The sequence below is a fragment of the Streptomyces sp. NPDC053513 genome, assembly GCF_044544765.1.
Classification (GTDB): Bacteria; Actinomycetota; Actinomycetes; order Streptomycetales; family Streptomycetaceae; genus Streptomyces; species Streptomyces litmocidini.
The window spans coordinates 1-22403 of record NZ_JBITXP010000032.1; the positions used below are offsets into that span (position 1 = coordinate 1).

18 protein-coding genes are annotated in these 22403 nt (G+C 73.7%); 11 read left to right on the forward strand and 7 right to left on the reverse strand.

Translation table 11 applies throughout. The features are described 5' to 3' along the window. Positions 1-90: 90 nt before the first annotated feature. The 3 genes from ACIGW4_RS33815 to ACIGW4_RS33825 all read right to left on the reverse strand — a co-directional run bounded on the left by ACIGW4_RS33815 (position 91) and on the right by ACIGW4_RS33825 (position 3663). Positions 91-1320, reverse strand: a complete 1230-nt coding sequence (locus ACIGW4_RS33815) for a hypothetical protein (protein ID WP_359588129.1) — start codon at positions 1318-1320, stop codon at positions 91-93. 97 nt (positions 1321-1417) lie between these two features. Further along, positions 1418-2020: a hypothetical protein gene (locus tag ACIGW4_RS33820; RefSeq protein ID WP_398706877.1), complete on the reverse strand. Its 603-nt coding sequence runs from the start codon at positions 2018-2020 to the stop codon at positions 1418-1420. Continuing rightward, entirely contained in the window at positions 2020-3663 is a 1644-nt protein-coding gene (locus tag ACIGW4_RS33825; protein WP_399585187.1) for an acyltransferase, read from the reverse strand. Before ACIGW4_RS33825 ends, ACIGW4_RS33820 begins: the two co-directional genes overlap by 1 nt. Positions 3664-3927: 264 nt before the next feature. Here ACIGW4_RS33825 and ACIGW4_RS33830 point away from each other — a divergent pair, with 264 nt between their 5' ends. Further along, complete coding sequence (locus ACIGW4_RS33830; protein WP_148086937.1) at positions 3928-4539, forward strand: hypothetical protein; 612 nt, start codon at positions 3928-3930, stop codon at positions 4537-4539. A 129-nt stretch (positions 4540-4668) separates the two neighbouring features. Here ACIGW4_RS33830 and ACIGW4_RS33835 read toward each other — a convergent pair whose 3' ends face one another. Both ACIGW4_RS33835 and ACIGW4_RS33840 read right to left on the reverse strand, forming a co-directional pair. Continuing rightward, positions 4669-5079 (reverse strand): hypothetical protein, encoded by a 411-nt coding sequence (locus ACIGW4_RS33835; RefSeq protein WP_399585189.1) that lies wholly within the window; start codon positions 5077-5079, stop codon positions 4669-4671. Further along, positions 5069-5587 carry a copper-binding protein gene (locus ACIGW4_RS33840; RefSeq protein ID WP_399585192.1) on the reverse strand — a complete coding sequence of 173 codons (519 nt, stop codon included), beginning with the start codon at positions 5585-5587 and terminating at the stop codon, positions 5069-5071. Before ACIGW4_RS33840 ends, ACIGW4_RS33835 begins: the two co-directional genes overlap by 11 nt. A gap of 266 nt (positions 5588-5853) precedes the next feature. Between ACIGW4_RS33840 and ACIGW4_RS33845 the strand changes: the two genes are divergently transcribed. From ACIGW4_RS33845 to lanKC, 8 genes are all read left to right on the forward strand, one after another. Next, on the forward strand, positions 5854-6435 hold the full coding sequence (locus tag ACIGW4_RS33845) for an RNA polymerase sigma factor (protein WP_398706869.1): 582 nt from the start codon (positions 5854-5856) through the stop codon (positions 6433-6435). Further along, positions 6432-7295, forward strand: a complete 864-nt coding sequence (locus ACIGW4_RS33850) for an anti-sigma factor family protein (protein WP_399585196.1) — start codon at positions 6432-6434, stop codon at positions 7293-7295. Before ACIGW4_RS33845 ends, ACIGW4_RS33850 begins: the two co-directional genes overlap by 4 nt. A 94-nt stretch (positions 7296-7389) precedes the next feature. Continuing rightward, a complete protein-coding gene (locus ACIGW4_RS33855) occupies positions 7390-8898 on the forward strand; it encodes an aldehyde dehydrogenase family protein (RefSeq protein WP_399585198.1) in 1509 nt (502 codons plus the stop codon). Beyond that, positions 8895-10421 (forward strand): GMC family oxidoreductase, encoded by a 1527-nt coding sequence (locus ACIGW4_RS33860; protein ID WP_399585200.1) that lies wholly within the window; start codon positions 8895-8897, stop codon positions 10419-10421. Before ACIGW4_RS33855 ends, ACIGW4_RS33860 begins: the two co-directional genes overlap by 4 nt. Continuing rightward, positions 10418-11491, forward strand: coding sequence for a glycine betaine/L-proline ABC transporter ATP-binding protein (locus ACIGW4_RS33865; protein WP_398706862.1), 1074 nt, complete (start codon positions 10418-10420; stop codon positions 11489-11491). The genes ACIGW4_RS33860 and ACIGW4_RS33865 overlap by 4 nt, the downstream gene beginning before the upstream one ends. A gap of 64 nt (positions 11492-11555) precedes the next feature. Continuing rightward, positions 11556-13556 (forward strand): ABC transporter permease subunit, encoded by a 2001-nt coding sequence (locus ACIGW4_RS33870; protein WP_399585204.1) that lies wholly within the window; start codon positions 11556-11558, stop codon positions 13554-13556. A gap of 1 nt (position 13557) precedes the next feature. After that, positions 13558-14529, forward strand: coding sequence for an ABC transporter substrate-binding protein (locus ACIGW4_RS33875; protein WP_359588137.1), 972 nt, complete (start codon positions 13558-13560; stop codon positions 14527-14529). 266 nt (positions 14530-14795) lie between these two features. After that, a complete protein-coding gene (gene lanKC, locus ACIGW4_RS33880; protein ID WP_399585205.1) occupies positions 14796-17396 on the forward strand; it encodes a class III lanthionine synthetase LanKC in 2601 nt (866 codons plus the stop codon). Between the two features lie 349 nt (positions 17397-17745). Here lanKC and ACIGW4_RS33885 read toward each other — a convergent pair whose 3' ends face one another. After that, positions 17746-18669: an NADP-dependent oxidoreductase gene (locus ACIGW4_RS33885; protein ID WP_123457186.1), complete on the reverse strand. Its 924-nt coding sequence runs from the start codon at positions 18667-18669 to the stop codon at positions 17746-17748. Positions 18670-18798: 129 nt separating this feature from the next. On the opposite strand from ACIGW4_RS33885, the gene ACIGW4_RS33890 reads away from it, so the two are divergent. Then, a complete protein-coding gene (locus ACIGW4_RS33890) occupies positions 18799-19881 on the forward strand; it encodes a GlxA family transcriptional regulator (protein WP_399585208.1) in 1083 nt (360 codons plus the stop codon). Between the two features lie 21 nt (positions 19882-19902). Here the strand turns inward: ACIGW4_RS33890 and ACIGW4_RS33895 are convergent, their stop codons facing one another. After that, positions 19903-20886 carry a tetratricopeptide repeat protein gene (locus ACIGW4_RS33895; RefSeq protein ID WP_399585211.1) on the reverse strand — a complete coding sequence of 328 codons (984 nt, stop codon included), beginning with the start codon at positions 20884-20886 and terminating at the stop codon, positions 19903-19905. 163 nt (positions 20887-21049) lie between these two features. On the opposite strand from ACIGW4_RS33895, the gene ACIGW4_RS33900 reads away from it, so the two are divergent. Beyond that, positions 21050-22210 carry a hypothetical protein gene (locus ACIGW4_RS33900; protein ID WP_399585213.1) on the forward strand — a complete coding sequence of 387 codons (1161 nt, stop codon included), beginning with the start codon at positions 21050-21052 and terminating at the stop codon, positions 22208-22210. The last annotated feature ends 193 nt before the right edge of the window (positions 22211-22403 follow it).

Consider the following 22403-nt stretch of genomic DNA (forward strand, 5'->3'; position numbering starts at 1 on the left):
GACCCCGCAGGTCAACGACCAGCTCGCTGTCCGTCATCGCAGCAGACTAACCAGCCCCACCACGAGAATCACCGGTCAAGGAGACACGCTCTAGTTCCCGCCGCGGGAGCGCCTGCGGGTGATCAGCCAGGTGCCGCCGACGACGATCAGGGCGAAGACGGACAGCACCGCACCCAGGGCGGTCAGCAGCCACAGCCGTTCGCGCAGCTTCAGGGTGCCGCTGAGGGTGACCTGGAGGGAGCCGACGGCGAAGGCGATCGCCGAGGTGAACACGGCGACGAGTTCGACCGCCCGCACGGAGGAGCTGTGCACGGTGCGTTCCAGGTCGGCGTTGGCGGCCTCCTGGCGTCGCCAGCGGGCCTCGTGCTCCGCCTCGCGGGCCGCCCGCAGCCGGGCTTCCTGGATGGCGTCCCGCTTGACGAGGTACTGCTCCATCAGCAGCTCGCGGCTGAAGGTGCCGTGGTGGGCGAGCAGGGCCAGTGCGGCGTCGACGTGCGCCAGGGCCTCGTCGTGGTCGGCGCACAGGTGGTGGGCGGTGGCGAGACGGAAGCGGAACATGTGGTTCTCGGGGTGGGCGTCCACGGCCTCCCGCGCGAGCCGGCGCAGGAGTTCGCCCTGGCCGTCGAAGGGCACGGAGAACGCCAGCCCGTTCAGGCACACGTCCATCACGTGCCGCGAGCGGTGTGCGGCCTCCCACGCCCGCTCCAGCAGGCCCCGGGCGTGCTCGGTGGTCAGGGCGCGGCTCCCGAACGCCGCGAACGCGCGCAGGGCCAGGATCACCGGCTCGTCGCGGTGACGGCCGGCCACGGCGGCGAGGGCGGAGGTGGTGAGGACGGCGTTCAGGTCGTCGAAGGCGAAGTTCGCGCGGAGTTTTCCCGCGTGGTAGAGCAGGACGGTGAGGGCCGTGTCGGCGGCCTCGGGGGCTCCGACGAGGTTGCGGGCCGCCTCGTCGAGCTGTTCGCGGCTCTCCACGTGGGACCGGTTGATGAAGCCGTTGCCGAGGGTCCACTGCTCGCGGACGGCGGAGCGGCATCCGGGCGTGGTGTGCCGGGCGATCCAGCGCGCGCAGGCCGAGGCGGTGTCCGTGGACGGACTGTCGGCGAAGCGCCGCCGCCAGTAGCGGTCGGCGCAGACGAAGAACGGATCGGTCGCGAAGTCCGCGGTCCTGACCTCGAAGTCCGGTTCCTGTCCGTTCTCGTGGAGGTGGAGGGCGACCTGCTCGGCGACGCGTTCGAGGTCGGCGGCCTCGGTACCCGCTGCCGCCGCCAGCCGGTCCCTGAAACGCTCGTGCGTCCGTTCCTGCGCGGCCGGCGTGTCCATCGCTTCCCCCTGCGTGTTCGTTCTCCCGACCGGAAAACCCTACAGGTGCACGTCAACGCGCTTCCGGGCCTGTCCCCTCCCGCGCCGCGGGGGTGCGTCAGGCGCTGATGCCGACGGAGGAGACGTAGGCGTAGGCGTTGTAGTCGGAGTCGAGGTCGGAGATGACGTCGTCCCAGATCTCGTCGACGAGGTTCGCGTCACGGGTGGCCCAGGCGTCCACGAGATCGGCCCAGATGTAGCGGACGGTGACGGTACGGGTGTTCAGGTCGCGCCGGTACTTCGCCTCCACCCTGGTCTGGTCCACGGGGTGGATCTCCATCCGGCGGCCGCGCCCCTCGTTGTCGAGGTGCTTGACCAGCCAGCCCGAACGGATCAGGTTCTCGCGGCGGCGGTGCCAGTACGCGGCGTCGATCCGTTCCCGGCTCGCCGGGGTCGGGGACACCTGGCCCTTCGCCCTCATCCACGTGCGGATCGTACGGACGGAGACGCCCTGGGCCTTCAGCTCGGCGCGGCCGGCGGGGCTGTCCAGGTAGCGCAGCCGGGCCGCCAGACCTCGGCGGGAGGTGACGGGCGAGGCGATGCCGGAGGTGTGGACGATGCGGTTCAGCTCCAGGATCAGGGCCTCGCCGCCCTTCATCCCGTTCACGTCCGTCTTCTGCCACTGGCCCCAGCGGGACCACAGGTCCGGTGAACCGGCCATCAGCGCTTGCCTCCCAGGATGTAGGTGTCCTTCTCCTTGACCTCGTTCAGGTCCCGGCCCTCCTGGAAGACGGCGCGCCAGTCGCCGGTGACGTGGAGTTCGTCGGTGCCGGAGATCTCCACGACCCGGAGGCCGGCCCTGTGCGCCTTGTGGGCCTTCATCCACAGGTTCGCGAACGCCTTGGACCGGATGATGTGCATCCAGTCCGGCCGGCGGATCTCCCGGTTCGCGCTCGACTCCCCGATGGTGGACACGAACTTGGAGTACATGGCCTTCACGTACGCCACCGTCAGCTCGTCGCCTTCGGCGAGAGCGGTCCTGCGGGTCTCGGCGAGGGCACGACGGAGCTTCTCCAGCAGGCCCTCGGTGGCACCGGAGACCAGGGAACGGTGGATCACCGGCGCGTCCGCGAGGCCCTGGCGGGCGCAGTCGACCAGCAGCCGGAGGGTGGACTCCGTCACCCACAGCTCTCCCGGTTCCATGCGGTTGCCCAGGGGGTTGGGCAGCTCGGGGTGGTCCCAGTCGGCGGGGGTGATCAGGTGGACGCCGGCCTTCTTCGGGTCGTGGACGCCGCTGGTGTCCTCCTGGAGCCGGCCGATCGGCAGCCACGCCTTGAGCGCCGACAGATAGGCGGCGTTCATGTCGAGCGCGGTCACCTCGATCCGCTCGCCCTTCTTCGCCGCCGAGAAGAGGGCGGCGTTGCGCCACTTCGGACGGCCCTCCCAGATCTCGTCGGCGCCCTTCTGCGACTTCTTCCTGAGGATGTCCTGCGTCGGCGGGAACTCCGAGTGCTCGTACCGGCCGCCCACCCGGGACGCCTTCAGCAGGGCCATCACGTCCGGGATCGCCGTCTTGATCAGCGCGGCCTGCGCGGCCCCGGCATCGCCCTCGTGCTCGGCGAGGACCTCGTGGACGCGATCGGCGATCTGCTCGATCAGGGTCCCGGAGGCGTACGCGGGCGCGCCACGGCGCGACGCTCCGGCGGACGCGGAAGCTTCGGGAGCCTCGGGCGTCGGGACGGTCTCCGTGACGGCGGCCGGGGGGACGGGGGTTTCCGCGATCGGTGTTGATTCGGCCGGTGTTGATTCGGCCGGTGCCGATTCGGCCGATGCCGGTTCGGTAGGTGCCGGTTTGGTAGGTGCCGGTTTGGTAGGTGCCGGTTCGGCCGGTGCCGCCGTGGGGGTCTCGGCGGTCGGGCTCGCGGCGGCGACGGCCGCCGCGCACTCCTCGGCGCTCAGGTGCTGGGGGAAGCCGTCGAGTTCGTCCAGGGCCGGCTGACTACAGAGCACGCACGGCCCCGTCGGCTCCCGCACGACGGTTTCGGCCGGTGCGGAAGCCTGGCGTACGGGAGGCGTCGGGGGTACGGGAGGCGTGGCGGGCGCGTCGGGCCGGAGGCTCCGGGCGGTGCCCTGCAGGACGTCGACCGCGTGCACCGGCCCGGCCAGCAGGTCGAGTGTGGCGAGGCCGTAGTGCGCGGCCAGCAGGTCGACGTCCTCCAGCGACCAGTGCGCGCTCCCGGACTGCTTGCGGGACACCTGCGCCTGGGACAGCCCGAGCCCGGCGGCCAGGTCGCCCTGTCGCTCCCCCGACCGCGACATCAGCGCCGCCACCGTGAGCCTGAGGATCTCTTCCGTACCCGACACGCACACCACTCTATCCACTCCGTATGCGTGAAACGCATGCGCCGTGCGGCATGAGCCACCGCTCCCTGCTCGCCGACTCCCGGCCGAAGGGCATGAAGGTCCGCGTCCACCCATGACGGCCTGTCCGACGTGAGGGGCCGTCATGGGTGGAGTCGAGGTCCGGAGTCACCACATCGCACCGCGAGCGTTTGACATCCCCCGGAAGCCGATCAAGAGTGCATTTCAGTTGATGTCGGGCAATCCGAACAGGAGTCAGGAATGCGCTTGTGTACCGACCGTGGGCGTCGTGGCCTCGTCCTGCCCGCGCTGGCCGTCGCCTTGGCCATGCCCCTGGTGTCCGCCTCCCCCGCCTCGGCGTGTTCGACCGGCACGGTCACCCGCTCCGGCGGCGTCGTCACGTACGAAGCGCAGTCGGGCGCGGCCAACCAGGTCACCTTCTACGTCGCCAACGCCCCGCTCCTGCGGGTGTCCGATCCGAACGGGATCACCGCGGGTCCCGGCTGCACCCAGACCAGCCCCCGCACGGCGACCTGCGGCACCATCGCCGGCATCACCGCCATCCACGCCGACGGCGGCGACGGCGACGACCGGCTCGCGGCCGGAGCGGATCTCGACATCCCCGTCGACTTCGACGGCGGGCCCGGCCGGGACATCCTCGTCGGCGGCACCGCCGACGACCACCTGGTGGACCCCGACGGCTGGCCCACCCGCCCCCTCCAGGCCACCTTCCGCGGCCTCGCGGGCAACGACGTCATCGTCAGCCGCAACGGCGGCTACGACCGCGTCGAGTGCGAGGGCGGCAACGACACCGTCACGGCGGACCCCGCCGTCCTCGACCGGGTCACGAACACCTGCGAGACGATCGACCGGGGCTGACGCCCCGCCACCACGCCGGCCGGCGCTTCCCGCCCGGCACTTCCCGCTCCGGCGACCCGGACATCCGGAGGGGCACGACGACGTCGTGCCCCTCCGGGCCGCGTGCGACCGGGCGAACGCGCCCGCCGGTCACCGGCGGCGGTGGCCGTGGCCGAGGGCGGCCACCGCCAGGGCGGTCAGGACGAGGACGTCGACCGCCTCGACCACGACCGTGGGGCGGACCAGCTCCGCGTCCGCCGATTCCTCGAAGCCGAACAGGCCCGTGGTGAGGCTCAGGAAGAGCGCGCCGAGGGTGCCCGCCGTGAACAGCGCGGTGACCGCGGCGACCGGGGCGAGCCCGCGGTACGGGGTGAGGAGCAGGGCCACGGCGAGGAGGCAGCCGAGGACGCCGTTCAGCAGGAACAGGCTGCCGATGGTGGCCAGGTCGCGGTAGCCGTCGGCCCACAGGGCGAGGTGGATGGCGCCCGTCGTCGCGGTCAGTCCCGCGGCGGCCGACCGCAGGACGAGCACGGCGGCGCGGCGGGCCGGATCAGTAGCCATGGCCGGGCGAGGCGGGGGTCGCCGGGGTGCTCGGCGTGGCGGGGACCGTGCCGGGCACGTTGACGCCGGACTTGTCGACGGGGGCGCCGGCCACCGTGATCTCGGTCTTCATCCCCAGGTCCTTGTGGCCGTCGACCGGGCAGTAGATCTCGTACTTCCCCGCCTCCAGGGTCACCGTGAGGGTCGTAGACCCGCCCGGGGCGACGGTGCTGGAGCGGTTCTCGCCGCCCGGTCCCTCGACCTCCAGGGCGTGGTCGTGCTTTCCGGTGTTCGTCGCGACGAAGGCGTACGTGCCGGGCGTGAAGGCCTGCCGGGACAGCGTGATCCTGAAGTCGGCCAGGTCCGCGGTCACCCGGGTCGCGCCCCCGGGTCCCGTGCTCTTCCGGGCGGGGGGCGGCGCGGTGGTGCCGCTGTCCGAACCGCTACCGCCGCTCCCACAGGCGGCGAGGAGGCCCGCCAGCGCGGCGGCCGACAGGGCGAGCAGTGCGCGGGTACGTGGTTCCGTCATCGTTCCGTCCTCCTGACGGGGCTTCCCTTCCGGCCCGGTCGTCCGATCCGCGTCGTCCGACCCGAGTCGTTCGGCCCGAGCCGTTCGGCCCAAGCCGTTCGGCCCGCGTCGTCCGGCCCGGTCGTCCGGCTCTGTCGTCCGGCCCTGTGGTCCGGATCGGCCCCGGTCCGGTCCCCACAGGGAGTACGGCGTCGGGCCCCTCCGGGATTGCGGGTCCGGGCGGACAATGGGCGCAGGCGATCCCTTCGGGGGCGTCGGACGCATCCATGGGTGTGGGACGCATGGGCCTTCCGCTGGAGCGGGTTTCCGACGAGGCGCTGCTCTCCGGTCTCGCCACGGGTGATCCGGAGATCGCGGTGGCGTTCGTACGCCGCTTCCAGCGCGCGGTCTACGGCGTGGCCGTCGCCGTGGTGGGCGATCCGCGGATCGCGGAGGACGTGGCCCAGCAGACCTTCGAGCGGGCGTGGCGGCACGCCCAGGTGTACGACGGCCGGCGCGGCTCGGTGGGGGCCTGGCTGACGGCCATCGCGCACAACCTGGCGATCGACGCGGTGCGGGCGCGGCGCGCGACCCCGGTGTCCCCGGAGGACCTGGAGACGCTGGTCGGGATCGTGTCGGAGACCCCGGAGCGGCGCGCGCTCGCCGACGACGCGGCCGAGCGGGTCCGGCGGGCGGTGGCGGCGCTGCCGCGGGAGCAGGCGCGGGCGCTGGTGATGGCCGGGATCTACGGGATGACGGCGCGGGAGGTCGCCGCCTTCGAGGGCGTGCCGCTGGGCACGGCGAAGACCCGGATCCGGGCGGGGACGATCAAGGTGCGGGCGCTCCTGGAGAGCGAGGGGACGCGGTGAGCGGCATGGACTGCGAGCGGCTGCGTGAGGAGGGCGCCGAACTGGCGCTCGGGATCCTTCCCGCGCGCGAGCGGGCCGAGGCGGTGGCCCATCTGGACCGCTGCCCGGACTGCCGGGCGTACGTGGAGCGGCTGACGGCGGTCGAGGACGGGCTGCTCGGGCTGCTGCCGGGGGCGGAGCCGCCGGTGGGTTTCGAGAGCCGGGCGGTACGGGCGATGCTCCCCGCGCCCGCGGCTCCCGCGGCGGCGGGGCGCCGGCTGCGGGGGCGGCGGTTCCGGATGGCGGCGGCGGGCGTGGCCACGGCCCTGGCCTTCGGTTTCGGCGGCTGGGCGGTGGGGAGCGTGGTGGAGGGCGCGCCCCGGGTGCCGGCGCCGGCGCCGCACGTCCTGGAGGCTGCGCTGGTCTCCCCGGACCGGGCCGGGATCGGCCGGGAGGTCGGCCGGATCTACGCGCACCCGGCGGACGCCGCGGGCGGGAACGGCTGGATGTACATGTCGGTCGACCTCGGTGACGGGGCGGCGGCCGACGGACCGGTGCGGTGCGTCCTGGTGCGCGCCGACGGGTCCTCCGTACCGCTCGGCTCGTTCCACGTGAAGGGCGGTTACGGCTACTGGGGCGCCCCGGCCCCCGTGGACCTGTCCCCCGGCACCCTGAGCGGCGCCCGCCTGGTGGCCGCGGACGGCACGGTCCTGGCGACGGCCCGTTTCACCGGAGCCGACGGGGCGGGCGCGAGCGGGAGCGGGAGCGGGACGGCCGAGGGGGGCGGTGCAGGACCGGCAGACGGTGGCGGTCGGCCTCCACAGGCGACCCGTATATCCCATTTGCCCCTCACTGGACGTGAGACGGAACACTCTCCGTAATGCATTGCGCATGGCTTGTACGGCCCAGGGCAGGCGGCTGAACCGCCGGTACCTCCGGTAGGGGGACCCGAAGGAGCGAAGGGCCGTACACGACGTGACCGCAGCACAACAGACCATCCATGTCGGCGGCGAGTGGCGCTCAGCACTCTCCGGCGCCACGCGCGACCTCATCGATCCCGCCGACGCGACCGTCTTCGCCGTGGTGGCGGAGGGCGGCGTCCAGGACACCGACGACGCCGTGGCCGCGGCGCGCGCCGCGTTCGACGACGGCGCCTGGCCCCGTACGCCGGCCGTCGAGCGGGCCGCTCTGCTGCGCCGGGTCGCCGCCCTGCTCGAACGCGACCGGGAGCGGATCGGCGCCCTGGAGAGCCAGGACGCCGGCAAGACGCTGGAGGAGGGCCGCGTCGACGTCGACTGTGTCCGCGACGCCTTCCTGTACTTCGCCGACCTCGTGGCGAACGAGGACGGCGGACGCGTCGTCGACGCCGGTTCGGACGAGATCCGCAGTGTCGTCGTGCACGAGCCGGTCGGGGTCTGCGCCCTGATCACACCGTGGAACTACCCGCTGCTCCAGGCCAGCTGGAAGATCGCGCCCGCCCTCGCCGCCGGCAACACCTTCGTCGTCAAGCCCAGCGAGATCACCCCGCTGAGCACCGTCGTCCTGGTCGAACTGCTCCTGGAGGCCGGACTGCCGCTCGGGGCGGCCAACATCGTCACGGGCCCCGGCGACACCGTCGGCGCCCGGCTCGCCGAGCACCCCGACGTCGACCTCGTCTCGTTCACGGGCGGTCTCGTCAGCGGCACGAAGGTCGCCCGGGCGGCCGCCGACAGCGTGAAGAAGGTCGCCCTGGAACTGGGCGGCAAGAACCCCAACGTCGTCTTCGCCGACGCCTGTTCGACGCCCGAGGGCTTCGACACCGCCGTCGACCAGGCACTGAACGCCGCCTTCGTCCACAGCGGCCAGGTCTGCTCCGCGGGCTCCCGGCTCATCGTCGAGGAGTCGCTGCGCGAGCGCTTCGTCGCCGAACTCGCCCGCCGGGCCGGGCACATCCGGCTGGGCCGCGGCACCGACGAGGGCGTCGAGTGCGGTCCGCTGGTCTCCGCCGCCCAGCTGGCGCGGACCGAGAAATACGTCGCCTCCGCCCTCGCCGAGGGCGCGGTCCTGCGGGCGGGCGGCGAGCGGCCGGCCGGTCCCGGCTACTTCTACCGCCCCACGGTCCTGGACCGGTGCCACCGCGACATGCGGGTCGTCCGCGAGGAGGTCTTCGGCCCCGTCCTCACCGTGGAGACCTTCCGCACCGAGCAGGAGGCCGTCGCCCTCGCCAACGACACCGAGTACGGCCTCGCCGGAGCGGTGTGGAGCTCCGACGAGGACCGTGCCCGGCGCGTCGCCGCCCGGCTGCGCCACGGCACCGTCTGGATCAACGACTTCCACCCCTACCTGCCCCAGGCGGAGTGGGGCGGCTTCGGCAAGTCCGGCATCGGCCGGGAGCTGGGCCCGAGCGGTCTCGCCGAGTACCGCGAGGCCAAGCACATCTACCAGAACCTCGCCCCGCGCCCCGTGCGCTGGTTCGCGGGCGAGACGCAGGAGGAGCGGGCGTGAACGACCGGCACCTGTACGACTACGTCGTCGTCGGCGGCGGCACGGCGGGATCCGTGATCGCCTCCCGGCTGACCGAGGACCCGGACGTCAGCGTCGCCGTCATCGAGGGCGGCCCCAGCGACGTCGGCCGCGACGACGTCCTCACCCTGCGCCGCTGGATGGGCCTGCTCGGCGGCGAGCTGGACTACGACTACCCCACCACCGAACAGCCCCGGGGCAACTCGCACATCCGGCACAGCCGGGCGCGCGTGCTGGGCGGCTGCTCCTCGCACAACACCCTCATCGCGTTCAAGCCCCTTCCCTCCGACTGGGACGAGTGGGCCGAGGCGGGTGCCGAGGGCTGGGACGCAGCGGCCATGGACCCCTACTTCGCCCGGCTGCGCAACAACATCGTCCCCGTCGACGAGGCCGACCGGAACGCGATCGCCCGGGACTTCGTCGACGCGGCGCAGACCGCGCTCGGAGTCCCGCGCGTCGAGGGCTTCAACAAGCGGCCCTTCCACGAGGGCGTCGGCTTCTTCGACCTCGCCTACCACCCGGAGAACAACAAGCGGTCGTCGGCGTCCGTCGCCTATCTCCACCCCTTCCTGGACCGGCCGAACCTGCACATCGCCCTGGAGACCTGGGCGTTCCGGCTGGAGTTCGAGGGCACCCGCGCCACCGGCGTGCACATCCGCACCAAGGAGGGCGAGGAGCACGTCGTCCGCGCCCGGCGGGAGATCCTGGTGTGCGCCGGTGCCGTGGACACCCCGCGCCTGCTGCTGCACTCGGGCGTCGGGCCGCGCGCCGACCTGGAGAAGCTCGGCATCCCCGTCGTGCACGACCTGCCGGGCGTGGGCGAGAACCTGCTCGACCACCCCGAGTCGGTCATCGTGTGGGAGACGCACGGTCCCATCCCGGAGAACTCCGCGATGGACTCCGACGCCGGGCTGTTCGTCCGCCGGGACCCGGAGTCCGACGGGCCGGACCTGATGTTCCACTTCTACCAGATCCCCTTCACCGACAACCCCGAGCGCCTGGGTTACGAACGGCCCGCGCACGGCGTGTCGATGACCCCGAACATCCCCAAGCCGCGCAGCCGCGGCAGGCTCTACCTGACGAGCGCCGACCCCGAGGACAAACCCGCGCTCGACTTCCGGTACTTCACCGACGAGGACGACTACGACGGCCGGACCCTCGTGGACGGCATCCGCATCGCCCGGCGGATCGCGGCGAGCGAACCGCTGGCCGGCTGGCTGAAGCGCGAGGTGTGCCCGGGCCCGGAGGTCACCTCCGACGAGGAGCTCAGCGCGTACGCCCGTCATGTGGCGCACACCGTCTACCATCCGGCCGGAACCTGCCGGATGGGGGCCGTCGACGACGAACTCGCCGTCGTCGCGCCCGACTTGAAGATCCGTGGCCTCGACGGCATCCGGATCGCCGACGCGTCCGTCTTCCCGACCATGACCGCCGTGAACCCGATGATCGGCGTGCTCATGGTCGGCGAGAAGTGCGCCGACCTGCTGGGAGGTACCGCACGATGACCACCGCACCGCCGCACGACCCGACGGAGTCCGTCTTCGCCGTACGCGACCTGTGGAAGGTCTTCGGCCCGAAGGCCGAGCGGGTGCCCGCCGATCCGGAGCTCGGCGCCCTCGGCGCCGCCGAACTGCGCGAGCGCACCGGCTGCACCGCCGCCGTCCGCGACGTCTCCTTCGACGTCCGCAAGGGCGAGGTCTTCGTCGTGATGGGCCTCTCCGGCTCGGGCAAGTCCACCCTCGTACGCTGCCTGACCCGGCTGATCGAGCCCACCTCGGGCACGGTCACCATCGACGGCGAGGACGTCCTGTCCATGGACTCCGGACGGCTCCGCGAGCTGCGCCGGCACCGGGCGGCGATGGTCTTCCAGCACTTCGGGCTGCTGCCGCACCGGACGGTGCTCGACAACGTCGCCTACGGTCTGGAGATCCAGGGCGTGGGCCGCGGCGAACGGCGCGAGCGGGCGGCGGAGTTCGTCACGAAGGTCGGCCTGGACGGCATGGAGCACCGCAGGCCGAGCCAGCTCTCGGGCGGTCAGCAGCAGCGCGTCGGACTGGCCCGCGCGCTCGCCGTCGACCCCGAGGTCCTGCTGTTCGACGAACCGTTCAGCGCGCTGGACCCGCTCATCCGCCGGGACATGCAGGAGGAGGTCGTACGCCTGCACCGCGAGGAGGGACGCACGATGGTCTTCATCACGCACGATCTGAGCGAGGCGCTGAAGCTCGGCGACCGCATCGCGCTGATGCGCGACGGCCGTGTCGTGCAGCTCGGGACGCCCGAGGAGATCGTGGGCGCGCCCGCCGACGACTACGTCAGGGACTTCGTCCGGGACGTGCCGCGCGAGCAGGTGCTGACCGTCCGCTCGGCGATGCGTCCCGCGCTCGCGGGCGAGTACGACGCCGGGCCGGCGCTCGCGCCGACCGCCACCGTCCACGAGGCCATCGAGGCCGTCGCCCGCACCGGAGCGAACGCCCGGGTCGTCGAGGACGGCCGGTGCCTCGGTGTGGTCGACCACGCGGGACTCCTCGGTGTCGTCGCCGGGGTCCCGGTCGCGACGGGAAGGGCGGTGGCCTGATGTACGCCCATACGACCTGGCCGCCGCCGGGCGGCACGACGCGCGACGCGGGCAGGTGGGATCGATGACCACCACTGTCACCCCTGCCTCTCCCGGTCCTGCCTCTCCCAGCCCTTCCTCCCCCCGTCCTTCCTCCCCCGGCGCGGCGCCCGGCGTCCTGCGCGCGTTCGCGGGCCACCGCGGTCGGCTGCTCGGCGCCGGCACGGCCGTCGCGCTCGTCCTCGGAGCCGTACTCCTCGGTGGCGGCGGCTGGCCGGCGGCGCTCGTCGCCGATCCGTCCGGGGCGCTCGACCGCGCCGGCGACTGGATCGTCGACAACCGTGACGGACACCCCCTGTTCCTCTACTTCCTCGGCCACATCAGCAACGCCGTGGTCGTCTCCGTCCGCGCCGTGTACCTCGCCCTGCTGGCCCTCGGCTGGGCCGGCGTCACCGCCGCCGCGGGACTGGTGGCCTGGCGGGTCGCGGGCGTCCGGCTCGCGCTGACCTCCGTCGCCGCCGTCGCCGTGTGCGGACTGCTCGGCATGTGGGTGCCCACCCTGCAGACCCTCGCCCTGATGGTCGTCGCCGTCGCCGCGTCCGTGCTGCTCGGAGGCCTCCTCGGGCTCGCCGCCGGACTGTCCGACCGCATGCACCGGATCCTTCGTCCGGTCCTCGACACCATGCAGGTGCTGCCGGCCTTCGCGTACCTCCTGCCCGTCGTCCTGGTCTTCGGCATCGGGGTGCCCGCGGCCGTCCTCGCCACCGTCGTCTACGCCGCCCCGCCCATGGCCCGTCTCACCGCGCTCGGACTGCGCGGCGCGGACGCCGGCGTCATGGAGGCCGTCGCCTCCCTCGGTGCCACCGGCAGGCAGCGGCTGCTGACGGCCCGGCTGCCCCTGGCCCGCAAGGAGCTGCTGCTCGGCGTCAGCCAGTCGATCATGATGGCCCTCGGCATGGCCGTGATCGCGTCCGTCATCGGCGCGGGTGGCCTCGGCGACCGCGTCTACCAGGCGCTGGCCTCCGTCGACGTCGGCGCCGCGCTCGCCGCCGGCGTGCCGATCGTGCTGCTCGCCGTCGTCCTGGACCGGGTCACCGCGGCGGCGGGCGAGCGCATCGGCGCCGCTCCGGCCCGGCGGGCCGGACTCGGCAGGGCCGTCGCCCTCGCGGTGACCGCCGCCGTCGCCGTGGCCGGTCGCCTGTCCGGCCGGCTCTCCTGGCCCGACGGGTGGACGGTGGACATCGCCGAACCCGTCAACGGTGCGGTCGACTGGATGACCGCCCACCTCTACTCCGGCGTGCCCCTCGTCGGCGGCACCGCCGACTGGGCCGCGCGGTTCACCACGTGGGTCCTGAACCCCCTGCGCGACGGCCTGCAGTGGCTGCCCTGGTGGGCCGTCCTGCTGACCGTCGGCGCGCTCGCGCTGCTCATCGGCACCTGGCGCACCGCCGCGACCGCCGTCCTCGCGATGGCGGCCATCGGGGTGCTGGGCGTCTGGGACCCGGCGCTCGACACGCTGTCCCAGGTCCTGGCCGCCGTCGCCGTGACGCTGGTGCTCGGCATCGCCCTCGGGGTCGCGGCGGCCCGCAGCACCCTCCTGGGACGCGCCCTGCGTCCGGTGCTCGACGTCTTCCAGACGCTGCCGCAGTTCGTCTATCTGATCCCCGTCGTGGCCCTGTTCGGTGTCGGCCGCGCCCCGGCGGTCGCGGCCGCCGTGGTCTACGCGTTGCCCGCGGTCGTGCGCATCACGGCGCAGGGGGTGCGCGCGGTGGACCCCGCCGCCCTCGAATCCTCGCGCTCGCTGGGCGCGACCGGCCGCCAGCAGTTGTTCCAGGTCCAGCTGCCGCTGGCCCGGCCCGCGCTGCTGCTCGCCGTCAACCAGGGTGTGGTGCTGGTCCTCGCCGTCGTCGTCATCGGCGGCCTCGTGGGCGGTGGAGCGCTCGGCTACGACGCGGTCTTCGGCCTCGCCCAGGGTGACCTGGCGACCGGTCTGGTGGCCGGTGCGGCGATCGTCTGCCTCGGCCTGGCGCTCGACCGCGTCACCCAGCCGACGGAACGCCGCGACCTCGCCCGGAAGGGGGCCTGACATGGCTCGCACACGCCTCGCGCTCGGCGGCTCCGCGCTCGCGGCCGCCGTCGCCCTGACGGCCCTCACCGGCTGCGGCGCCGCCGACATGACCCGTCAGGCGTCCCCGTACGCCGACGCGAAGGACTCCCGGACGGTGACCCTCTCCGTGCAGTCGTGGGTGGGCGCACAGGCCGACGTGGCCGTCGCGCGGTACCTGCTGGAGCACGAGCTCGGCTACCGGGTGGACACCGTCCAGATCGACGAGGTCCCCGCCTGGGACGCCCTCAGCCAGGGCCGGGTGGACGCCATCCTGGAGGACTGGGGCCACCCGGACCAGGAGAAGAGGTACATCGACGACAAGGGGACGATCGCGCGGGGCGGGGACCTCGGGGTGACCGGCCACATCGGCTGGTTCGTGCCGACGTACTTCGCCGAGAAGCACCCGGACGTCACCGACTGGAAGAACCTGAACAAGTACGCCGACGAGTTCCGTACCGCGGAGAGCGGCGGCAAGGGCCAGTTGCTGGACGGCTCCCCGTCCTACGTCACGAACGACAAGGCCCTCGTGGACAACCTGGGCCTGGACTACCAGGTCGTGTTCGCGGGCTCGGAGGCGGCGCAGATCACGCAGATCAAGCAGCTCGCCAAGGAGAAGAAGCCGTTCCTCAGCTACTGGTACAAGCCCCAGTGGCTGTTCGAGAAGGTCCCGATGACGGAGGTGAAGCTGCCCGCGCACAAGGAGGGCTGCGACGCCGAACCGGAGAAGGTGGCCTGTGCCTACCCGCACACCCCGCTGCAGAAGTTCCTCAACGCCCGCTTCGCGGACGGCGGGAGCGACGCCGCCGCCTTCCTGAAGAAGTTCCGGTGGACGACCGGCATGCAGAACGACGTCGCCCTCATGATCGCGGAGCAGAAGCTGTCGCCCGAGGAGGCGGCACGCCGCTGGGTGAAGGAGAACGAGGCCACCTGGCGGACGTGGCTGCCGTCCTGACACGGCACGGCGGACCGGACACGCACGGGCCGGTCCGCCGTCGCCTCCTCTTCCTCCTCGGGCGCGCGACGCCCTCGTCCCCGGACGCGCGACGGCCTCCTCCTCGGAGGCGCGACGGCCCGCGCGGGCCTGCGGGTCGTCCCGGAAGCGGGCTCGTCCGACACCGCTCGCACACTGCCGCCCGAACCGCCTCCGTACCTGCCGGTCCTGGCGTCCGGCGCGCGGGACCGTGGTGTCGGCCCACCACCCCCCTGTGAGGAGATCCCGTGCTCGAAGGCTTCGGCGAGGCGCTCGCGGACCGGGAGTACTACCTGCCGCCGGCCAGTGCGGCCGACCCCGGGCCGCGCTTCGTTCCCGGCGGGGTGCCGCCGGGCCTGCGCGGCACCGAGCAGGGCATCTGGACGGTCTGGGGCGGTCCGCGGACCGGGCTCGCCGAGCAGGGCTGGAAGATCCACGTGTCGGCGCGCCTCGACCGGGCGCAGCACGTGCTCGACACGGTCGCCGGGATCTGTTTCTCCGAAGGCGTGCCGTTCAAGCACCTGAGCGCCCGGCTCTTCTTCCTGTTCCTCCATCACAAGCACGCCGCGCGGGCCCAGGCGGGCAAGTTCTGTGCCGTCTACCCACCGGACACGGCGACCGCACGCCGACTCCTCGAACGCCTGCGCGACGCACTCGACGGGGAGGAGGGGCCGTACGTCCTCACCGACCGGCGCTTCCGCGACTCGCGGACGGTCCACTACCGCTACGGCTCCTTCGACGGCGCCCGCAGCCGGCTCCGGGCCGACGGCACCCGGGAGGGGACGGTCCGCGACGGCTCCGGCCGCGAGGTCGTGGACCCGCGGCTGCCCGCCTTCCACTTGCCCGAGGGGATCACGGACCCCTTCGTCGAGGAGGAGGAGCAGCCGCACGCGGGCCCGATCCTGATCCGCGACTACGAGGTGACCCGCGCGGTGCGCCTGAGCAACGCCGGCGGCGCCTACCGGGCCCGCGACCGGCGGACCGGCCGCACCGTCTTCCTCAAGGAGGCCCGCGCCCACAACGGCCTGGTCTTCGACGGGACCGACGCACGGCAGCGGCTGCGGCACGAGTACGACGTGCTGCGCGAGCTGCACGCGGCGGCCCCGGGGGTGGGCCCGGAGCCGCTGGACCACTTCACGGAGTGGGAGCACGACTTCCTCGTCACCGAGTACGTCGAGGGGCAGCCGCTGGTGGGCTGGCTGAGCCGCTCCTCCCCGCTGGCCCGTGCCGACCGCACGGCCGGGTCCGTCGCCACGTACTACGAGGCGTGCCGGCGGCTGCTGACCGCGCTGGACGCCTCGCTGGAGCGGCTGCACGCCGCCGGCTACCGGTTCGGCGACCTCAGCCTGGGCAACGTCCTGGTCACGCCGTCGGGCGGGGTCCGTCTCGTGGACTTCGAGGCGGCATCGGCGCTGTCCGCGGCCCCGTCCGGGATGGGCACTCCGGGGTTCACGCCGCCGCCCGGCCTGCGCCGGGCCGACGCCGATCCGCTGTTCCAGGACCGGTACGGCGCGTCGGCGGTCGCGCTCGCCTTCCTGGCGCCGTTCCACGAGATCGCCGAGCACGCGCCCGCCAACCTCGCGCTGCTGCGCCGCGATCTGGCGGAGGTGGCTCCGCCGCAGGACCTGTGGCAGCGGGCGACCGCCTTCCACCTGGCGGAGGACCGGGTGCGGGCGAAGGACGGTCCCGGCCGTCCGCCCTCTCCCGCCGAACTGGACGCCGATCCGCGCGGCTGTCTCGCCCGGCTGGCCGAGGAGGTGGCCGCGGGTCTCCTCGAGACGGCTGACGCCGGCCGGCCGGAGTGGGCGTTCCCGCCCTCGCCCGAGGCGTTCCGGACCAACAACGTGTGTCTGGCCTACGGCACGGCCGGGGTGGTGCACGCCCTGCACCGCGCCGGGGTCGAGGTGCCGGAGGAGATCCGCGAACGGCTGCGCCGCGACGCGCTGGCGCTGCGCGACGCGCTGCCTCCCGGGCTGCTCGTCGGCTCGGCCGGCATCGCCCGGGTGCTGGCCGGTCTCGGCCGGCCGGACGAGGCCGTCGACCTGCTCCGGGACGCCGACGGCCACCCGCTCACCGCCGCCTGCGGCACGCTGGCCGGCGGGCGGGCCGGGGTCGGCCTGGGCTGGCTCGCCCTGCACCGGCTGACCGGGGAGAGCGGCCATCTGGAGCGGGCCGCCGCGGCGGGGGAAGCCCTGCTGCGCGCCCCCGACCTGCCGGCCGTCCTCGGCGAGCACGACGCCCGCGGTCTGCTGCACGGCCGCTCGGGCCTCGCCCTCTTCCTCCACCGCCTGGCCCGCGACACCGGCGAGGCCCGTTTCCTGGAGGCGGGCCGCCTGCTGCTCCACCAGGAGCTGGACCGGACCTTTCCGCTGGACGACGGCGCCCTGTCCGTCTCCGACGACGCGCGGCTCACCCGTGCCATGCCGTACCTGGCCACGGGCGCGGCCGGTCTCGCGGCGGTGCTCGCCCGCTACGTGGCCACCGCGCCGGACGAGCGCTGCGCCGCGGCGCTGCCGCGGCTGGTCGCCGGCATCAGGGTCTCCTGCGCCACGAAGGAGGCGGGCCTGTACCGGGGGCTGGCCGGACTGACCTGGTCCCTGACCGAGCACGCCGAGCTCACCGGCACGGACGCCGCCCGCGGGGACGCCGTGCGCGCCGCGACCGGCCTGCTGAAGTACGCCGTCCCGTACCGGCGCGGCGTCCGCTTCCTCGGAGCGGGTTCGCAGCGGTTCACCGCCGACCTGTCCAGTGGCGGGGCCGGTGTCCTGCTGGTCCTGCACCGCCTGCTGGCCGGCCCGCTCCTGACGGAGTCCGAACACGCCCGTCCCCGGCTCCCGGCAGCCGCCTGAGGCCGCCGGACGGGCCCCATGAACCCCCCGGCACGGCGGCGAACACCTCCGTGCCGGGGCACGCAGTGACCGACCGGCACAACCCCGACAGGAAAGAGGAGATCACCCATGAGCCAGATCCTCGCGCTCCAGACCCTGGACACCGAGCAGGAGGCCGACGCCCTCGTCCCCTGCTTCAGCGTCGCCTGGAGCATCAGCGACATCTTCCCCGAGCCGATGTGACGATCCGGTGCCCGCGCGGGCCGGGACCGGTGGCCCTGTCACCGGTCCCGGCCCGCCGCGTTCACCGCCCGGCCCCGGGCGCGGGGCAGGCGGGCGTCCGCCCCCGGCGGCAGGGCACGGGGCGGGGTCAGGCGACCGTCAGGACGATCTTGCCCGTCGTACGGCCCCGCTCACCGATCGCGTGGGCCTCGGCGGCCTCGGCGAGCGGCAGCACGGTGTCGACCACCGGCCTGAGCGCGCCGCGCTCCACCAGGGCCGCGATCTCGCGCAGGCCGAGGTGGTCGGGCTCGACCAGGACCCACGCCGCCCGTACGCCGTCCTGCGCGGCGGGCACGTCGTCCGGACCCGGCAGCGTGATGAGCCTGCCGCCGTCGCGGAGCACCTTCAGGGAGCGCTCGGCCGTCTCCCCGCCGAGACCGTCCAGCACGACGTCGACGTCGGAGACGACGTCCTCGAAGCGGGCCGTCCGGTAGTCGACCACCTCGTCGGCGCCCAGTTCTCGCACCAGGTCGTGCTTGGCCGCGCTCGCGGTGCCGACGACGTACGCGCCGCGGGCCTTGGCGATCTGCACGGCGAGGTGCCCGACCCCTCCGGCCGCGGCGTGCACCAGTACGCGCTCGCCGGGGCGGACGTCCGCCGCGTCGACGAGGGCCTGCCAGGCGGTCAGGGCGGCGAGCGGCAGCGCGGCCGCCTCCACGTGCGTGAGGGAGGCCGGCTTCGGCGCGAGATGGCGCGCCGGTGCCACCACGTACTCGGCGTACCCGCCCGCCTGGCGCGGGAACAGCGGCATCCCGAAGACCTCGTCGCCGGGGCGGAAGATCCCCACGCCGGGGCCGACGGCCTCGACCGTGCCGGACACGTCCCAGCCGAGGACGGGCACGTCGCCCCATCCGATGAGGGCGCCGCTCGCGCGGGTCTTCCAGTCGACCGGGTTCACCCCGGCCGCGTGGACCCGCACCAGGACCTCGTTCAGGCCCGGCTCGGGGCGCTCCACCTCGCGCTCGACCAGGTTCTCGGGTCCGCCCCACTGCTCCACGACCATCGCACGCATGTCGTCCGTCTCGCTTCCGTCTCTCATCGGGATGCCGCCGGATCCCTTCCGGCGGCGACGGCTCCACGATCGGGCATCCCGCCCCTGCGAGGTGTTGGCCTCCTAGCCACTATGTGACAGGATCTGGCCATGAGCGAGAGTCCGGGAACGGTCATGGGGGACGAGCGGGCGGAAGAGCGGGTGGGGCCGCACCGCATCGCCGTGCTCGCCCTGCCGGGCGTGCCCCCCTTCGAGCTGGGCATCCCCTCCCGGGTCTTCGGGAGCGTGGAGGACGCCGGGGGAAGGCCCCTCTACGAGGTCACCGTCTGTACGGCCGACGGCGCCCCCGTCCTCAGTGACGCCGGTTTCACCGTGCAGCCCGCGGCCGGCCCGGAGGCGCTCGCCGAGGCCGACACCGTGATCGTCCCGCCCACGCACGCCATGCCCGAGCTGGGCCGCGGAGGCCCGCTGCCGCCCGAGGTCGGCGCCGCCATCGCCGGGATCAGGCCGGGCACCCGGCTGGTGTCGATCTGCTCCGGGTCGTACGTGCTTGCCGCCGCCGGTCTCCTCGACGGCCGGCCGGCCACCACCCACTGGAACCTGGCCCTGGAGTTCCGTCAGGCCTTCCCCGAGGTCAAGCTCGACGAGGAGGTGCTGTTCGTCGACGACGGCGACGTGCTCACCTCCGCGGGCGTGGCCGCGGGTGTCGACCTGTGCCTGCACATGATCCGCCGCGACCACGGCGCCGCGGCCGCCAACCGGGCCGCCCGCATGTGCGTCGTGCCGCCCTGGCGGGACGGCGGGCAGGCCCAGTTCATCGACCGCCCGGTCCCCGAGCCCACCCTTGCCAGTACCACCGCCACCCGCGCCTGGGCCCTCGAACACCTCGCGGAACCCCTCACGCTGGCCCGGCTCGCCGAACACGCCCGGATGAGTCTGCGCTCCTTCACCCGCCGGTTCCGCGACGAGGTCGGCATGACGCCCGTGCAATGGCTCACGGCGCAGCGGCTCGAACTCGCCAAGCAGCTCCTGGAGACGACCGATCTTCCGGTCGACCTGGTGGCGCACCGTGCCGGGCTCGGTTCGGGGAACTCCCTGCGCGTCCACATGAGGACCGCGTTCGGCATCTCCCCCACCGCCTACCGGCGCGCCTTCGGCGGCGACGGCACCGGTGACCGTGCGGGTGACGAGGTCGGCGCCGTCAGGACGGGTGCCGTCCGCCCGCGGCGGTGAGGCGACGGCACGACGGCCCGTTCAGCCCTCACGGATGCGGTGGGCCTCGGCGACGAGTCCCCGAGGCAGCTCCGGCCCCGCGCACGCGTAGTCGATCAGCAGGTTCCGGTAGGCGGTGTTCGCGAGCTCCGGCGCCAGGGCGATCAGGGCCCTCAGGTCGCCGGACGAGCCGGCGAGGCGTGTGCGGTAGGCGGCGCTCGCCGCGCGCAGGGCGACTTCGTGGGGTCCGTGTTCCAGGCCCTGTTCGACGAGGCTCGCGGCCTCGGCGAAGTCGCCCTGTTCGGCGCGCACGTCCGCCAGGTCCAGGTGGAGGGACCAGTTGGCGGGGTCCAGGAGCAGGGCGTGCTCGAAGGCCGCGGCAGCCCGGTCCAGGTCGCCCTTCACGCGCCAGGTGGCCGCCCGTGCGACCGCGGTCCACATGACCCGCTCGACGGCGTCGGCGCGGTCGCACAGGGCGAGGGACAGTTCGTACCGGCCGCAGGCCCGGGGCAGCCGGGCCATGGCGGCCAGCGACTCCGGCACGGGGTCCCGTTCGGACACCACGTCGAGGGCGTGGAACCAGGGCTCGAACCGCTCCCGCATCTCCTCGGTGTCCAGGTCGTGGCCGTAGTCCAACGTCCGCAGACACGCCTCGGCCAGCGCCGCGGCACTGACCGCGCCGAGAAGGCGCGCGTCGCCGAACCAGGGTGCGGCGCCCCATGCCACGTCGGGCCGCACGCCCGTCACCGAGCCGAGGGCCATCACCGCGTTGTCCATGTCCCCTTCGAGGAACAGGAAGTACGCCTGCGCCGGCACCGTGCTCGAGGAGCCGCCCTCCGCGAGGCCCTCCCTCAGTTCCGGGCGCCGGTCCTGCCACAACCCGGCGAGGGCCGCATAGGGCTCCGGAGCCGCCGGTGCGGAGGCCATCGCTCCCACCAGGAGCTTCACGGCGGCCACCGGGCTTCCGCCGCAGTGCGCCATCACACCGGCGAGACCGACTCCCGCCGCCATCGATCGATCGGACATCGCCCGAGAATATCCGTGCCCAAAGGTCTGGAGGACTTCCGCGTGGGCGGCGGGTCAGGTGGCGGGGAGGCGACGGTTCACCACGGCACGGGCGGGGTACCGCTTCCCTCGCTCGGGTCGCGGACCATACTGGTCGGGCCCCGATCGCCCACGGAACGGTTCCATGGCCAAGAACAGCACTTCATCGACCACCGTCCCCGACACCGCCTGGCTCGGGCGCGGGCGTCACCTCGGGCCCGAGCCCGAGCGGGACGTCCGGCGCAACCTGCTCGCCCTCAAGGCGGCCCGGGTGATCGACGACTTCCTGGACCTCGATCCCGTCGAGGCGGCGCGTTCCACCGATCTGTACCCCCGGGACGAGTCCGCCGATCCCGGCCCGTCCGCCCGCCGCCTCTTCGAGGCCCGCTGGCGCGTGGCCGACGACGTCACGGTGCGCGCGCAACTGACCACGTACGAGCCCGAGTCGCGCCGCAGGAAGAACGAGGGCGTCACCTGGGTCCTCGCCGCCGAGGCCGAGCGGGCGTGGGAAGCGGGCTGGCCCTCACCGGCCACGGTGTTCTGGCCCGACAGCGAGCAGGTCGCCTGGGACCACGAGACGGTGCCGGACGTGCGTCTGCGGGCGGCGAACCACCTGCCGAAGGAGGACGACGAGTTGCGGCGCCTGCTGCGGGCCTGCGCCCGGCAGAGTTGGTGCATCCATGTCGTGGTGCACGAGGCGATGACGCCGGACGCCCTGGGGCGGCGGCCGATCACGGCGTTCCTGCCGCCGAGCCTGCGGCACCGGGTGGTCGAACACCGGGCCACGCCGGAGCAGGCGCTGATCGCCGACTTCGTGATGAAGCGTGAGCTGGGCGTGGGGATGCCGCGCGGCGGCGCCGTCGTCCTGCCTCCGACCCCGCAGGTCTTCGATTACGACGCGGAGCGCTTCACGGTGCGCAACGTCTTCCTGGACGGGACGGAGCCCACCGAACTCCTCGACAAGATCATGGAGTTCGCCTCGCTGCCCCAGCCGCTGCCGGCCGACGCCGAGCAGGCCCTGACACGGCTGCGCCAGGGCTGGCACCTGCTCACCCCCGACGAGGAACTGGCCCACGCACAGGCCATGGTCACCCGGTACGCCAAGGCGCTCGAAGCCATGACGGCCTCCTGCGACCTGTACCGGGAGGCCGCCGAGTCGGCGCTCGAAGCCCTCGCCGAGGCGACCGGCGGCGACGGCGCGCCCCGGACGGCGTCACCGGCGACGGCCAAGGAGGATGCCTCGCCGTGGAAGGCCCTCGCGAAGACGCTCGGCCGCTTCCCGGGCTCGTCGTCTCCACGCCGATGAGGCGGAGGGGAACGGCCGGACGGACCGTCGGCCGTGGCTGCCGGGGGTGCGCGGTCAGGTCCCGGCCCCGTGTCACGCCCACGCGGTGCGTGCGCTCGGCGGCAGCCCCGCCGTGACAGCCGGTGTGGTCAGCCCCGTCCTGACGGCTCTCCTGGCCGCCCCCCTCTTCGGCGGGACGGTCACCCCGGGTACG